9 protein-coding genes are annotated in these 14,320 nt (G+C 65.4%); 3 read left to right on the top strand and 6 right to left on the bottom strand.

Annotated features, from left to right (window positions below):
- Positions 1-7 precede the first annotated feature (7 nt).
- Positions 8-1,555, bottom strand: a complete 1,548-nt coding sequence (locus ABZN20_RS00140; protein ID WP_367026397.1) for a formylglycine-generating enzyme family protein — start codon at positions 1,553-1,555, stop codon at positions 8-10.
- 240 nt (positions 1,556-1,795) lie between these two features.
- Here ABZN20_RS00140 and ABZN20_RS00135 point away from each other — a divergent pair, with 240 nt between their 5' ends.
- Entirely contained in the window at positions 1,796-3,127 is a 1,332-nt protein-coding gene (locus ABZN20_RS00135) for a POT family MFS transporter (RefSeq protein WP_367026396.1), read from the top strand.
- An 89-nt stretch (positions 3,128-3,216) separates the two neighbouring features.
- Here the strand turns inward: ABZN20_RS00135 and ggt are convergent, their stop codons facing one another.
- The 5 genes from ggt to ABZN20_RS00110 form a co-directional block, all read right to left on the bottom strand.
- Complete coding sequence (gene ggt, locus ABZN20_RS00130; RefSeq protein WP_367026395.1) at positions 3,217-4,881, bottom strand: gamma-glutamyltransferase; 1,665 nt, start codon at positions 4,879-4,881, stop codon at positions 3,217-3,219.
- 612 nt (positions 4,882-5,493) lie between these two features.
- Entirely contained in the window at positions 5,494-6,144 is a 651-nt protein-coding gene (locus ABZN20_RS00125; protein ID WP_367026394.1) for a cold shock and DUF1294 domain-containing protein, read from the bottom strand.
- A gap of 84 nt (positions 6,145-6,228) precedes the next feature.
- Positions 6,229-9,483, bottom strand: coding sequence for an efflux RND transporter permease subunit (locus ABZN20_RS00120; protein WP_218806138.1), 3,255 nt, complete (start codon positions 9,481-9,483; stop codon positions 6,229-6,231).
- A 17-nt stretch (positions 9,484-9,500) separates the two neighbouring features.
- Positions 9,501-10,580, bottom strand: a complete 1,080-nt coding sequence (locus tag ABZN20_RS00115; RefSeq protein ID WP_367026393.1) for an efflux RND transporter periplasmic adaptor subunit — start codon at positions 10,578-10,580, stop codon at positions 9,501-9,503.
- 22 nt (positions 10,581-10,602) lie between these two features.
- Positions 10,603-11,964, bottom strand: coding sequence for a TolC family protein (locus tag ABZN20_RS00110; protein WP_367026392.1), 1,362 nt, complete (start codon positions 11,962-11,964; stop codon positions 10,603-10,605).
- 245 nt (positions 11,965-12,209) lie between these two features.
- Here ABZN20_RS00110 and ABZN20_RS00105 point away from each other — a divergent pair, with 245 nt between their 5' ends.
- A complete protein-coding gene (locus ABZN20_RS00105) occupies positions 12,210-13,484 on the top strand; it encodes an NAD(P)/FAD-dependent oxidoreductase (RefSeq protein WP_218806135.1) in 1,275 nt (424 codons plus the stop codon).
- A 201-nt stretch (positions 13,485-13,685) separates the two neighbouring features.
- A complete protein-coding gene (gene moaB / locus ABZN20_RS00100) occupies positions 13,686-14,207 on the top strand; it encodes a molybdenum cofactor biosynthesis protein B (protein WP_367026391.1) in 522 nt (173 codons plus the stop codon).
- Positions 14,208-14,320 lie beyond the last annotated feature (113 nt).

Here is a 14,320-nt window from a genome sequence, read left to right as displayed (position 1 = left end):
CACCCGTTCATTTCTTGTTCAGCGCCTTGCATTCGTCGAGCCAGGCACGCTGCCTGACCACCGGCTTCCCGCGATACGCCGCCAGTTGCCTGTAATAGGTATCGGCATACTCGAGCAAGGCCTGGTAGTTCTTCAATTCCAGCTCGGTTTTCAGGACCTCGAACTGTTCGCCCAGTACCGGTCCGTCGTAGATCGCCGCCGAGCCCAGGATCGTTTCCGAATAGTACAAGAGATTCTCCGTCAGGGCAGCACGGTCGGCCCTCAACTGGTCGCGGCGGGATTTGACGCCCGGGTCGTCCGCACCGAACACCGCCTCCCGCTGCTTGAGCAGGGTTTCCGCGGCGTCGACCCATTTCCCGTCCGCCCCCATCTTCTGGCACAGGAAAGCCCCCAGACGCAATGCCGCCTTGGCCGCCAGCTTGCGCTGGTCGTCGCGTTCCTGGATGGTTACTTTGAGCCGGTTCTGGACGTTCCTGAGCCGGTTCTTCATGTTGGCATCCTGCGCCGCGTCGGAGATCACAGCCAGCTCTGCGACCGGGTCGTCCAGCCCCTCGGCGTCGATGGACTTGGGCTGGGCGGGCGAGGCTTCCGGCGCGACCGCCGCCGAGCCCAGTTTGTTCCAGCTCTCCCGCAGCGACTTGAGCTTTTCACGGGAGGATTCCACCGGCACCGTCATGACCAGCCGGAATCCCGTGGTCTCGGCCCGCCGCGGCTCGCCTTTGACGTAGAACGGCACCTCGATGCGCTGGGCGGTACGGACCTCGGCCTGCGGAGTGAAGTAGTTGCCGCCGCGCACCACGAAGCCGCCGGCTTGGCCGTGGAGCCGGTCGAGCCGGTTCAGACGGTAGGGGTCGAAGACCATTTCGTCCACGTTGCCGAGGACGTCATGTAGACCCAGCGGATTCGGCTTGAGCATGCCGATGGGCTGGGGTTTGCCGTTGGCCGATTCGGTGCCTTCGAACCAGACGTAGCGCACCATTTCGTCATCCATCGGATACACCCGCTCCCGAAACTGCGCGACCGGCACGGCGAGACCGCCGCGGGCGGCGAACTCCCATTCCACTTCGGTCGGCAGGCGCAGGAATCCGGGCTGCTGGCCGTCCTTCGGCAGCTTGTCGGCGGCGTTCTTCAGCAGCCATTGGGTGTAGCGGTCGGCGAACGCCATGGCTTCCAGCCAAGTGACGTCGTTCTGCGGCAGCCGCTGGTCTTCCGCCGTCGGCTGGCATTGCGATCCCAGAGCGGCGTACTGGGCGCGGTTCACCTCGTATTTGCCGATGAGGTAGTAGCGGGTCTTGGCGTCCTGGTCGAAGCTTCCGGCGATCTGAGCCGGCCGCGGGTGCTCGGCATAGGCGTAGTCCGGATCGTCCCCGCCCACGACGATGCCGTAATCGTTGAGCGGCCCCTGGTTCGGGATCGGCACCTTGCGGAAGGCCATGGCGCCGCCGCAAGGCATGGGAAAAATCACGTCGCCTTTCTCCGGCACGGGGTTGGACAGGTTCCTGGGCCAGTCCGCGGCCACGCTTAGAGAGGCGCCGGTCAGGAGCAGCGAACCCATGAGCTCCCCTTGCAGTACGGAGGCCAATCCGCCCCTCTTCTCTCGCTCTCGAATCCACATGAGTCCGCCACTTCGGTCGATCAGCATTGGCGACGGATTTTACAGGCGGACCTTGGCGATGCGGAGCGCTTTGGCGACCCTTTGGACTTTTTTGCAGGCTCCCCCGCTTCGCATTAGATTCGGCCCACATATTCCGTTTACCATGCGCCGTCCCTTCCTACCGCCCACCCCAACCTCCCGATGAGCCGTTATCGCACCGCGCCGCTTGCCTCCACCGAGCTCCCTCCCGGCATTCCCTTCATCGTGGGCAACGAGCTGGCGGAGCGCTTCAGCTACTACGGGATGCGGGCGATCCTGGTGGTGTTCATGACCCGCTATCTGGTGGACGCGGCGGGCAATCCGGCGCCCATGCCGGAAAGCGAGGCCAAGGGCTATTTCCATCTGTTCGTGTCGCTCACCTATTTCACGCCGTTCCTCGGCGCCCTGCTGGCCAACGGCGTGCTGGGCAAGTACCGCACCATCATCGCCCTCTCGCTGGTCTATTGCCTCGGACACTTCGCCCTGGCCCTGGACGACACCCGGATGGGCCTCCTGCTGGGTCAGTCGCTGATCGCCCTCGGGGCCGGCGGCATCAAGCCCTGCGTTTCCGCCCACGTCGGCGATCAGTTCGGGCAATCCAACCGGCATCTGCTGAACAAGGTCTACGGCTGGTTCTACCTTTCCATCAACCTGGGCGCGTTCGTATCCATGCTGTTGATTCCCTGGCTGTTGGAACAACACGGCGCCGCCGTCGCCTTCGCCGTACCCGGACTCCTGATGCTGACGGCGACGATCGTTTTCTGGTCGGGGCGCCACCGCTTCGTGCACATTCCGCCAGGGGGCATGCGCTTCGTCAGAGAGGCGTTGAGCGGCGATGGCTTGCGCGGACTGGGCCGGCTGGCCGGCGTGTTTCTCTTCATCACCATGTTCTGGGCGCTGTTCGACCAGACCGGCTCGTCCTGGGTGCTGCAATCGCAGCGCATGGACCGCGTGCTGTTCGGCCACGAAATCCTGCCCTCGCAGATCCAGGCGGCCAATCCCTTGCTGATCGTGCTGCTCACCCCCCTGTTCTACCGCCTGCTGTACCCGGCACTGGCGCGCTTCGTACCCATGACGGCGCTGAACAAGATCGCGCTGGGGCTGATGTTCACTGTGGTGGCCTTCGCCCTCGCCGCCTGGATACAGATGAAAATCGACGCGGGATTGAAGCCCTCCATCGGCTGGCAACTGCTGGCCTATCTGCTGCTGACCTCGGCGGAGGTGATGGTTTCCATCACCTCGCTGGAGTTCGCCTACACCCAGGCGCCGCTGACCATGAAGTCCTTCGCGATGTCGCTGTACCTCGGCGCCGTCGCGCTGGGGAACCTGTTCACCGCCCTGGTGAATTTCTGGATCGAGCGCTCGCAGGCACCGTGGCTGGATGGCGCCGGCTATTTCTGGTTCTTTACCGTGCTCATGCTGGCCACGGCGCTGGGCTTTTTCGCCTACAGCCGGGGATACAAGGAGGAAGTTTATCTCCAGGCGGAAAATTGATTTTCCGGCACGGTGGAAGAAGAAATCTTTTCGATACCCTCACCCTGTCTCAGAGGCGAGAGGGAACGTCGCACCGCCCGAGGCTGCCGTCACTTGACCTCCGCCGCGCCCTCTCCGCGCGGATCGCTGGCGGCACTCAGCCTGTTCCGCACCCGGTCCCATTGCGCCGCGTGCATGTCGCCGTAGCGGTAGCCGGTCGGTTTCAGGGTGTGTCCCCGACTCTCCAGCCCCCGGATGTCCTCGTCCGACAGCCCGCCGGGCTCGTACTCCACGACGTCGGGCAGGTATTGATGATGGAAACGCCCGACCGAAACCCAGGATTCCGGCCCCCGCCCCTGGGCGAAGTCCAGCACGGCCAACAGCACCATGGAGATGATCCGGCTGCCGCCGGGCGTCCCCAGCACGGCGGTGCGGTCCTTCGTCTCCAGGAAAGTGGGCGACATGCTCGACAGCATGCGCTTGCCCGGCGCGATCGCGTTCGCGCCGCCGCCGACCAGCCCGTAGGCGTTGGGCCTGCCGGGCGCCGTCGCGAAGTCGTCCATTTCATCGTTGAGGAGGACGCCCGTGCCCGGCGGGACGAAGCCGGAACCGAAGCTGTTGTTGATGCTCAAAGTGGCGGCGACCAGATTGCCGTGCCGATCGATGACGGAGAAATGGCTGGTGTTGTCGCCCTGTCGGGACGGCTCCGGCACCGTACCCAAGGCCGCGCTGGGCAAGGCTCGGTCGGGCCGGATGGCGGCGCGCAGCCCCGCCGCATAGTCCGGGCTCAGCAATCGGGCCAGCGGCATCCTCACGAAAGCCGGATCGCCCAGGTAAAGGTCGCGGTCGCGGTAAGCGCGGCGTTCCGCTTCGATCACCAGGTGCTTGCGCGTCAACGCATCCGTGCTGTCGAGATCGTAGGCGGACAATATGTTCAAGGCTTCCAGCAGGACCGTGCCGCCGCTGGACGGCGGGGCCGCGCTGGTGATCCGGATGCCGCGATAACTCCCCCGCACCGGCGCCCTCTCCACCACGCGATAGCCCGCCAGGTCGCCGGCCTGCCAGATGCCGCCGCCGTCCTTCACCCCTTGCACCAGGAGCCGCGCCGTCGTTCCGCCGTAGAATCCGGCATGGTCCTGTTTCGCGATGCGCCGCAGGGTTTCGGCCAGATCCTTTTGCACCAGCCGGAAGCCGGCCTGGGGCGTGGTGCCACGATCGAGGAAAATCGCGCTCGCGGCGGGCGATTGCCGCAAGGCGGACTCGCGGTCCTTCGCCGCCTTCGCGTACCGCTGGCCCACGGCGAAGCCGTTTTCGGCATGGCGGATGGCGGGCGCGAGGGATTTGGCCAGAGGCAGGCGCCCGTAGTCCTTGGACAGCCGCACCAGCGCCGCTGGCAGCCCCGGAATCCCGGCTGACAGCGCGCCGTCCAGCGAGGCGCGTGGGCGGGGTTCGCCGCGGGCATCGAGGTACATGTCGGGCCGGGCCGCGCCCGGCGCGGTTTCCCGTCCGTCCAGCATGACAGTCTTGCCGTCGGCCGCGCGGCGCAGCAGCCAGAATCCGCCCCCGCCTATCCCCGAGCTTTGCGGCTCCACCACCGCCAGGGCCGCGGAAATCGCGACCGCCGCGTCGAACGCATTGCCGCCCTGATCCAGGATTTCGAACCCGGCCTGCGTGGCCAGGGGATGGGCACTGGCGATGGCGGCATGACCGGGTCCGCCGGAAGCCTGAGCGGCGCAAACGACGGCCGCGAGCAGCAGGCATCTCGAGAAGGCCACAGCGGCACGCCGCCAGCCGGGCCGGCTCCGCCCAAACCCGTAGCGGATTGCTTCAAAGCGCCTTGCGGACGGCGCCTTCTCCCCGAAGTCCGCCATCAGCTGCCGCTCCGGGATGATGTATCCACAGTATGTCGTGCCGTGCCGGGAGAATTCCCATGGCTGTAAAGGGGACCGCACCCACGGGCTGCCCCCAAATTGACGCCAGCGGGGCAGTTCGTCCCGCTGGGACTCGGTTCCCTGATCACAACGCCTCCCGGCATTCTTTTCAGTTTGCCTGCCAGCCTGCTGTATATCAGAAAGATAACGGGCCCTGAAGGCTTGTCTGAAACCGGGACCACTGTCTTACCCCCCAGGATGACCGGCAGATTGGTGTTGAACCCGGTCGAGAATGTCAGCCGGCCTCGGGCGGATACCAGCAGCGACAGACAGTCCGACACGCCCGCCGCCACTCCATTGAGCTGCAAGCCGACGCAACTGCCGGTACCGTCATAATGACGTACCGTACTGATCATGGGGTGACCATTCTGCCTCTGCGGCGCCTGCCGCCGGTCATGCGGCTAACCGCATGACCGCGGAGAACTCGGTTCATGACGAGCCTTGCCTCATGCTCATTTACATCAAGATCATTTCCATGGCCCGGGGCGTGGAAAAGTCGAAACCTATCACTATGATCCAAATCAGAGCATGCAAGGCAATGATTGCCCTGAAAATGGTCTGGAATTTCGATTTCCTGAGCTTGTGCCGGTATTCGCGCTGGGCGATCAGGGCGCCCGGCCAGCCGCCGAAGAGGGCGAAGAGATGCAGGTAGGTTTCCGGAATGCGCCAGTGCCCGGTGATCGAGGAGCGTTTGTCCAGGCCATAGAGGAAAAGCGTGATGGCGCTGATGAACACGTACATCAGGAGAGGAATGGGGTTGCCGACGCTCCACAGCAGCCAGGTCGACAGCAGGAAAGGCAGGCCGATGACGCCGTTGACGTAGGGCGAGCGCTCCAGGGGCTTGACCTGGGTGGGCCCGAACCGCGGCGCGGCGTACTTGATCCCCTCGATCGCCGCATGCCGCAGCCGCTCCCGGCCGTCGGCTTCGGTCTCGATGCGGTAGTGCACGATATCGCCGATCTGAGGCCGCCGGCTCATGCCCTTCTTGAAAGCGCTGATGTGGATGAAGAGGTCATGGTCACCCGCGAACGGGCGGATGAACCCGAAACCCTTCTCGTCCTGCCAGACCACCAGTTCACCGACCTGGAATGGCGATAGCTTTCCCATGTGCGCACCCTGCCCGATTGTTTTCGTTGTCCGGCCCTCCCCGCAGGCCGGACGTTTATTCTAATCGGTCGGGAACGGGAAAAATCAGCGGACGGGCTCCCGGTTGATCATCCAGTAGACGACGGGTACGACCCACAGGGTGAACAGGGTGGAGGCGAAGATGCCGAAGATGAAGCTCCAGGCCAGGCCGGAGAAGATCGGGTCCAGGGTGATGACGAAGGAGCCGAACATGGCGGCGCCGGCGGTGAGGAAGATGGGCCGCAGGCGAGTGGCGCCGGCTTCCACGAGCGCGTCGAACAGCGGCCTGCCCTGTTCCCTCAAGCGCTCGATGAAGTCGATGAGGATGATGGAATTGCGCACGACGATACCGGCCAGGGCGATCATGCCGATCATGCCGGTGGCGGTGAACAGGATGGGGTTGTCGTAGCCGGCCACCGGCGAGGTGAACAGCAGGTTCAGCAGCCAGAATCCGGGCATGATGCCGATGATGGTCAGCGGAATGGCCACCATGATGACCAAGGGTATGCCGAGCGAACCGGTCTGGGCCACCAGCAGCACGTAGATCATCACCAGCGCGGCGCCGAACGCCAGCCCTAAATCCCGAAACACGTCGACGGTGATCTTCCATTCCCCTTCCCCGGCCAGGTCGACCTTGTAGCCCGCGGGCAGCGGCCTGGCCTTTTCGATGTCGCCCCAGTCCAGCACCGCTTCGACCGGGGTGCGGCCGGCCATTTCGGCGGTGACGTAATTGAGCCGGAGCAGATTCTTGTGGTAGATGGTGCGGTCGGCCTGGTCCTCAACCAGGGTGCCCACTTCGCCGAGCGGCACGAGCTGACCGTCCGCCCCCCTCACCTTGAGCGTCATGAGTTCGGCCATGGACGAGCGCTCGGCGCGCGGCAGGCGGAGCACGATTTCGAGCGGCTCCCGCTCTCCCCGCACGTGAACGCTGCCGATGGGTCGCCCGGCCGTCGCGGCCTGCAAGGCATCGGCCAGCGCCGCCACGCTGAGTCCGTTGAGCGCCGCCTTGTCGCGGTCCACCCGGTAGCGGATCAGGGTCTTGGGCTCGTCCACCAGATCGTCGACGTCGACCATGCCGGCGATGCCGGCGATGTCGTCCCGGACCCGTTCGGTCACCCGGTCCAGCTCGGCGGGTTCGGCATCCAGCGGACCGTAGACTTCGGCGACGAAGGTGGAGAGCACCGGCGGTCCGGGCGGGGTTTCCACGATCTTGGCCTTGGCCCCGAAACGCGCGGCGATGCGCTCGACGTCCGGGCGTATCCGCAGCGCGATCTCGTGCGACTGCTGCTCGCGCCGCTCCTTCGGCAGCAGGCTGATGCGGATTTCGCCCACGTAGCCGCCGCGGCGCAGGTAGTAATGCCGCACCATGCCGTTGAAATCCATGGGCGAGGCCAGCCCCACATAAGTTTCGAAATCGGTGACTTCGTTGACCCGCGCCAGATAATCGCCCAACGCCCGCGCCACGGCGTCGGTACGTTCGAGGCTGGCATCGCGAGGCATGTCGATCACCAACTGCAATTCGTTCTTGTTGTCGAACGGTAGGAGCTTCAGCGGCACCACCCGGGTCACGGCGAGCAGGCTCGACGCCACCAAGGCGCCGACCATCAGCCAGATGAACAGCTTGGCGCGTCCGGGCTGCAATACCAGCGCACCCAAGGTGCGGCGGTAGAACTTGTAGATCGGCCTGTCCTGCAGGGAATACGCGGCCTCGCCCGTGCCGTATTCGCTCTTCAGCAGGTAATAGCTGGCCCAGGGGGTGACGGTGAAGGCGACCAGCAGCGACATCAGCATGGCGATCGGCACGTTGAACGCCATCGGCCCCATATATGGCCCCATCATGCCGGTGATGAAGAACATCGGCAGGAACGAGACGATGACGGTGAAGGTCGCGAAGACGGTCGGCGGCCGGACTTCGTCGACGGCGGTGATCGCGGCCTCGAGGGGCGGTTCGCGCCGCAGCTTGAAGTGGCGGTAGATGTTCTCGACGTCGACGATCGGATCGTCCACCAGAAGACCCAGCGAGAGGATCAGCGCGAACAGCGTGACGCGGTTGATGGTGTAGCCGAAGATGAGGTCGAACAGCAGGGTGATGCCCAGCGTCATCGGCACCGCCAGCGCCACGATGAAGGCCTCCTTAGGCCCCAGGGCGAAGGCCAGCAGCACGATGATGGTGACGATGGCGATGAAGAGATGCTTCACCAGCTCGTTGACCTTGTGGTTTGCGGTCTCGCCGTAATCGCGCGAGATCGTCACGGTAACGTCTTCCGGGATGAGCGTGCCGTAAAGTCCTTCGACTTCCTCGATGACCCGCTCGCTCACGCTCACCGCGTTCGCGCCGCGGCGCTTGGCGACCGCGAGGGTCACCGCCTGGCGCTCCTCGCCGGGCCTGGCGCTGGTGGTGAGCGGCGCCGAACCAGCCGCGGTCTGGCCGACCGACCTGCTTTCCGCCGCCGCCGCGCCGAAGCCGATGCGGGTGTAGCTTTCGACCTCGGCCGGCCCGTCGATCACCTCGGCCACCTCGCTCAGACGCACCACCCGACCGTCGCGGCGACCGACGGCGGTGTCGGCGACTTCGGCGGCGGAGGCGTAATGCGGGCCGGCTTCCAGGTCGACGCTGTGATTGGCGCGATCGAAGCTCCCGGCTTCCAGCTTGACGTTGGCACCCCGCAAGGCCTGCATCAGGCCGCCGATGTCCAGCCCGTGCGCCGCCAGCCGCGCGGGGTCCGGATGGATCCGTACCGTCCGCCGCTGGCCGCCGACCACGTAGATGCGGCCGGTGTCCTCCCGGGAAGACAGCTTGTCCTTCATCTCGTCGGCCAGGCGCCGCAGCGTCGCCGCGTCGTACAAGGGATTGGGCGAAGACAGGGTGAAAGTGAGTATGGGGACGTCGTCGATCTCGACCGGCTTGACCAGCCAGGACTCGACGATGGACGGGATCGTGTCCTTGTTCGACATCAGCTTGCTCCACACCTTGAGCAGGCTGTCCTCGCGGTCTTCGCCGACGTAGAAGCGCACCGTCACCATGGCTTCGCCGGCGCGGGAGGCGGAATAGACGTACTCCACGCCGTCGATCTCCCGCAGCCGGCTCTCCAGCGGCGTCGCCACCAGTTTCTCGACCTCCTCGGCCGAGGCGCCCGGCGCGCTGACGAACACGTCCGCCACCGGCACCACGATCTGCGGCTCCTCTTCCCGCGGCGTCAGCAGCAAGGCCGCCGCGCCGAGCAGGAAGGAGGCGATGAGGAAGACCAGGGACAGCTTGGAGGTAATGAAGACGCGGACGATCGCCGCCGTCAGGCCCCGCTCGTCGTTTGGTTTGGCCATGCGGTTCTCCGGGACGGTCAGCGGCTCGGAATCTGGATGGTCTCGCCCGGCTCCAGCCCGGACAGGACTTCGAGCTGGCCGTCGAGGGGCCTGCCGGTGCGGATGTGGCGCAGCACGGAACGGCCCTGTTCGACGACGCGCACGCTTTCGATCTGGCCAATGCGCGTCACGGCGGCCGCGGGAATCAGCAGCACCTCGCGCTGACCGCAAGGCAGCTCCACGCTGGCGTAGGCGCCCGGCTGCCAGGCCGCGGTATCCGGGAGGCGGGCCTTGAACCAGACCGTGCGCGTGGCCGGATCGGCGGCGGGGGCGACTTCATCCACCTCGACCGGGTAGGCCTGGTCCGGCGCGCCGCCTCTTGCCATCAGAGGCGTTCCGGCCCGCAAGGCGCCGGCGCAGCGCTCGGCGACCGCCCCTTCGATCCGCAGCCGGCCGCTTTCCTGCACCGTCAGCACCGACATGCCGGGCATGGCGGTGTCGCCGCGGTCAAGCTCGCGCGACACCACCGTGCCGTCGACCGGAGACTTCAGTTCGGTCTCCCCGAACACCGAACCGGCCTCGGCGATCGCGTTCTGCGCCGCCTTCACCTGGGCGTTCGCGGCACGGGCGGCGGCCTGGGCGGTTTCAAGAGTCTGTTGGGTGGCCGCCTCCTTGGCATAGAGGCTTTCGCTGCGGATCAGCTCCGCGCGGGCCCGCACCGCCTCGGCTTCGGCCGAGGCCAGTTGCGCCCTGGCCTGGCCGAGCCTGGCGCCCAACTCCTTCGCTTCCAGCCGCGCCACCACCTCCCCCCGCCGCACGGGATCGCCGACCTTGCGGGTGATCTCGACGATGCGCCCCGCGACCTTGGGCGAGATGCGGGCGACGACCCGGGCAGACACGGTGGCCGGCCAGACAGTCGTGTCTGCGATGGTCTGCGGCACCAGCGTCACAGTTTCTCCGATCGCCTGACTCTTCTGATCCTCGGCCCGTAGCCCCGGCGCCGCTTTCCCGACGAAGCCGCCTTCCATCCAGACCAGCATCAGAACCAGGGCCGATACGGCGGCGGCGCCGTACAGCAGCGTCCTGCGGGAATTCGAACCGTGCGCTTGAGCGTGCATTGCTTTGTTCCTTATATCTTGTCTAGCGCCAGAAACCGGATGCCTTTTTTAGATTTGCCGTCGCCACTTCCACGGCATAGCGGGCGGCGATGGCGCGGGTCTGGGCCTGGGCGCGGTCGGCCTCGGCTTCGAGATAGCGCGTCACCGTCGCCGCGCCTTCCCGGTATTGTTCGTGCACCAGCCGCAGCGCTTCCTCCGCCGACCTGGCGCCGGCTTCCGCCGCGTCCTTGCGCGACAGGGCTTCATTGAGCTGCAGATAGGCCCTGCGCACTTCCTCCTCGATTTCCAGCCGGGTGCGCGTTTCCAGCGCCTGGGCTTCGGTCAGGCGCTTCTCGGCGGCGGAAATCCGCGCCGTGACCGCGCCGCCTGCGTACAGGTCGAGTTCGGCGTTGACACCCAGGGTGACGTTGCCCTGCTCGGTGGAAAAGCCCGGCGTCCGGCTGTTCTGGCCATAGGCCGCGAAGGCGTTGACGCGGGGCAGCCGCGCGCCCTGCTCCATGTCGAGCTCATGCTGGCGCATGGCGACCTGGCTGGTGGCCGCCTGCATTTCCGGCCGCTGGGACAGGGCCTGGGCCAGCGCTTTTTCCATGCCGTCCCGGCTTGCGGCGCCCGGGGCAGCCGGCTCCACCGCCTCCAGGTTGGCCGCCGATTCGCCGCCGAGCAGGGTTTTGATGGCGGCACGGGCGAGTTCGACTGAGTTCAGCGCGTGGGTTTCGTTTTCGCGGGACTGCGCCAGCCGGACTTCCAGCGAGAGCACGTCGGATTTGAGGCTGGAACCGGCCTGATGCCGGTGGCGCGTGTGTTCGAGTTCGCTGGTGACCGCTTCCACCGATTTCTTCGAGACCTCGACCTGGCGCGGCGCTTCGAGCAGCGCGTAATAGGCCGCGGTCACCGCCGCCGCCAGTTGATTGCGCAGGACGGAATGCTCCAGCTCCGCGACTTCCACCCCCAGTTCGGCCGCCTTCTTGCGGTAATAGTCCTGGCCGCCGCGGAAGATCGACCAGGTCGTGAACACCTCCGGGCGGAAGTTCTCGACGTAGCCCGGATGGTTGATGTTCATGCCGAAATTGAAGCGGCGCTGGGCTACCACATAGGAGAACGCCAGGGCCGGGTTGTCCGAATAGTCGTAGCCGACGCGGGCGGTGAGGCGGGGATAGAACGCCGCGGCGGCCTCTTCGACGCTGGCCTGGGCCTGGCCCAGCCGGGCCTCGGCGGCATGGATGTCGGGATTCCTTTCCCAGGCCAGTTCGATGGCCTGCTGCAAGGTCAGCCGAGCCCCGCCGGCTGCGGCGGGAAAAGCCGGCGGACTCCCGAGTGCCAGTGCCAATAGGACCGGAGAGAACCGCATCCGGAAACGGGCAGACCTGATTTCTATCGAATTCATGGGCGCGACGCTGCGTGTCGATGTCGACGGTTCCCTGCGGGAAACTCCTTTCGAATGATAGCCAGTTCCACCGCGTGGAACCACCGAACCCCGTAACATAACTCGGGCTTGTGATGAATTTTAGCATTTGCTAATATTCTCGACAAGCGATCGGTACACGAGCAGAATTCCCAATCCGATCGTCAACAGCGTTGCCCAACAACACCATCAAACACGCAGACGGACTGCGCGGGAGGAAAAACGCAATGGCTCGAATCGTCATACTCGGCGCCGGCATCGGCGGCATCCCCATGGCCCTGGAAATGAAGCACCTCGCCCGGAAGAAACAGGACGAGGTCGTGCTCATCTCCGACAGCCCCACTTTTCACTTCGTCCCCTCCAACCCTTGGGTCGCGGTCGGCTGGCGCAAACCGGAGGACATCAAGGTCGAACTCGCCCCCATGCTGAAGAAGCGCAAGATCGAGTTCATCCAGCAGAAAGCGGCCAAGGTCGATCCGGCCAACAACCGCATCGAGCTCGCGGACGGCAGTTCGGTGAGCTACGATTTCCTGGTCATCGCGACCGGCCCCCGCCTCGCATTCGACGAAGTGCCCGGCTTCGGCCCGCATGGCCACACCCAGTCGGTCTGCCATGTCGACCACGCCGCCGAGGCCATGGAATTCTGGGACGGCTTCGTCAAGGACCCCGGCCCGATCGTGGTCGGCTCGGTGCAGGGCGCCTCCTGTTTCGGCCCCGCCTACGAATACGCCTTCATCGCCGACACCGACCTGCGCCGCCGCAAGATCCGCGACAAGGTGCCCATGACCTTCGTCACCTCCGAACCCTACATCGGCCATCTCGGCCTGGGCGGGGTGGGCGACTCCAAAGGCCTCCTGGAAAGTGAGATGCGCGACCGCCACATCAAATGGATCACCAACGCCAAGGTCGACAAGATCGAGGACGGCAAGATGTTCGTCACCGAAGTCGACGACGACGGCAAGGAAAAGAAAAAGCACGAACTGCCGTTCAAGCACAGCATGATGATCCCGGCCTTCACCGGCGTCGACGCGGTGCGCGGCATCGAGGGGCTGGTCAACCCGCGCGGCTTCGTCATCGTCGACGAACATCAGCGCAATCCCACCTTCAAGAACGTCTATTCGGTCGGCGTCTGCATTGCGATTCCGCCGCTGGAGCAGACCCCGGTGCCCACCGGCGTGCCCAAGACCGGCTACATGATCGAGTCCATGGTCACCGCCACCGCCCACAACATCCGCGCCGAGCTCGACGGCAAGGAACCCAGCTTCAAGGGCACCTGGGCCGCGCTGTGCCTGGCCGACATGGGCGACACCGGCGCCGCCTTCATCGCCCAGCCGCAGATCCCGCCGCGCAACGTCACCTGGGCCAAGAAAGGGCGTTGGGTGCATCTGGCCAAGATCGCCTTCGAGAAGTACTTCATCCGCAAGGTGAGAAAGGGCATCAGCGAGCCCATCTACGAACGCTTAGGCCTCAAGGCCCTGGGCATCGTCCGGCTGAAGAACTAAGGCGTCGCTATGAAATAAGTTCCGCAAAATTAACCCGATACGGCTCGTCTTTCCGGCAGGGAGTGCCGGAACCCGACAAGCCAGGGATGGCTAGACCTATACATCCATATAACCTGGATGCCGGCACTCGCCAGAGCGCGTAGCGAATCCATGCCGGCATGACGTCGCAAATCGCAAGATTTATTTTGTTACACCTACCAAATGACCGCCGACCGCGAATTCCTTCCGCTCGACATCGCCGTACTCACGGTTTCCGACACCCGCACCGAAGACAACGACAGCTCCGGGAGGCTACTGGTCGAACGCCTCACCGAGGCCGGCCACCGCCTGGCCGAGAAATGCATCGTGCCGGACGACGTCTACCGCATCCGGGCGGTGGTCTCCCGCTGGATCGCCGATCCCGGTATCCAGGTCGTCATCAGCACCGGCGGCACCGGCATTACCGGCCGCGACGGCACCCCCGAGGCCGTATCGGTGCTGTTCGACAAGACCCTGGACGGCTTCGGCGAAGTGTTCCGCGCCGTCTCCTACCAGGAAATCGGCACCTCCACCATCCAGTCGCGCGCCATCGCCGGCGTCGCCAACGGCACCTACGTCTTCGCCCTCCCCGGTTCCTCCGGCGCCTGCCGCACCGCCTGGGACAACCTCATCCGTCAGCAGCTCGACTTCCGCACCCGCCCCTGCAACCTTGCCGAACTGATACCGCGGCTGGGGGAAAAGTAAGCAAAAAACCGGGCATCCGGCCTCGTTGTCGTACCTGCCCCTCATTACCCCAATGCAAATCGACGCGGACGATGGCATTGGCATAGACTGAACTCCCGGGCAGGGGCCGAATC

It is taken from the genome of Methylococcus sp. ANG (assembly GCF_040730495.1).
In the GTDB taxonomy this organism is placed as follows: domain Bacteria; phylum Pseudomonadota; class Gammaproteobacteria; order Methylococcales; family Methylococcaceae; genus Methylococcus.
This window is presented reverse-complemented; position numbering and strand designations above follow the sequence as displayed.

Coding starts and splice junctions, on each gene's coding strand:
- ABZN20_RS00105 (WP_218806135.1), top strand. CDS start 12,210: ATGGCTCGAATCGTCATACTCGGCGCCGGCATCGGCGGCATCCCCATG.
- ABZN20_RS00140 (WP_367026397.1), bottom strand. CDS start 1,555: ATGGGTTCGCTGCTCCTGACCGGCGCCTCTCTAAGCGTGGCCGCGGAC.
- ABZN20_RS00125 (WP_367026394.1), bottom strand. CDS start 6,144: ATGGGAAAGCTATCGCCATTCCAGGTCGGTGAACTGGTGGTCTGGCAG.
- moaB (WP_367026391.1), top strand. CDS start 13,686: ATGACCGCCGACCGCGAATTCCTTCCGCTCGACATCGCCGTACTCACG.
- ABZN20_RS00120 (WP_218806138.1), bottom strand. CDS start 9,483: ATGGCCAAACCAAACGACGAGCGGGGCCTGACGGCGGCGATCGTCCGC.
- ABZN20_RS00110 (WP_367026392.1), bottom strand. CDS start 11,964: ATGAATTCGATAGAAATCAGGTCTGCCCGTTTCCGGATGCGGTTCTCT.
- ABZN20_RS00135 (WP_367026396.1), top strand. CDS start 1,796: ATGAGCCGTTATCGCACCGCGCCGCTTGCCTCCACCGAGCTCCCTCCC.
- ABZN20_RS00115 (WP_367026393.1), bottom strand. CDS start 10,580: ATGCACGCTCAAGCGCACGGTTCGAATTCCCGCAGGACGCTGCTGTAC.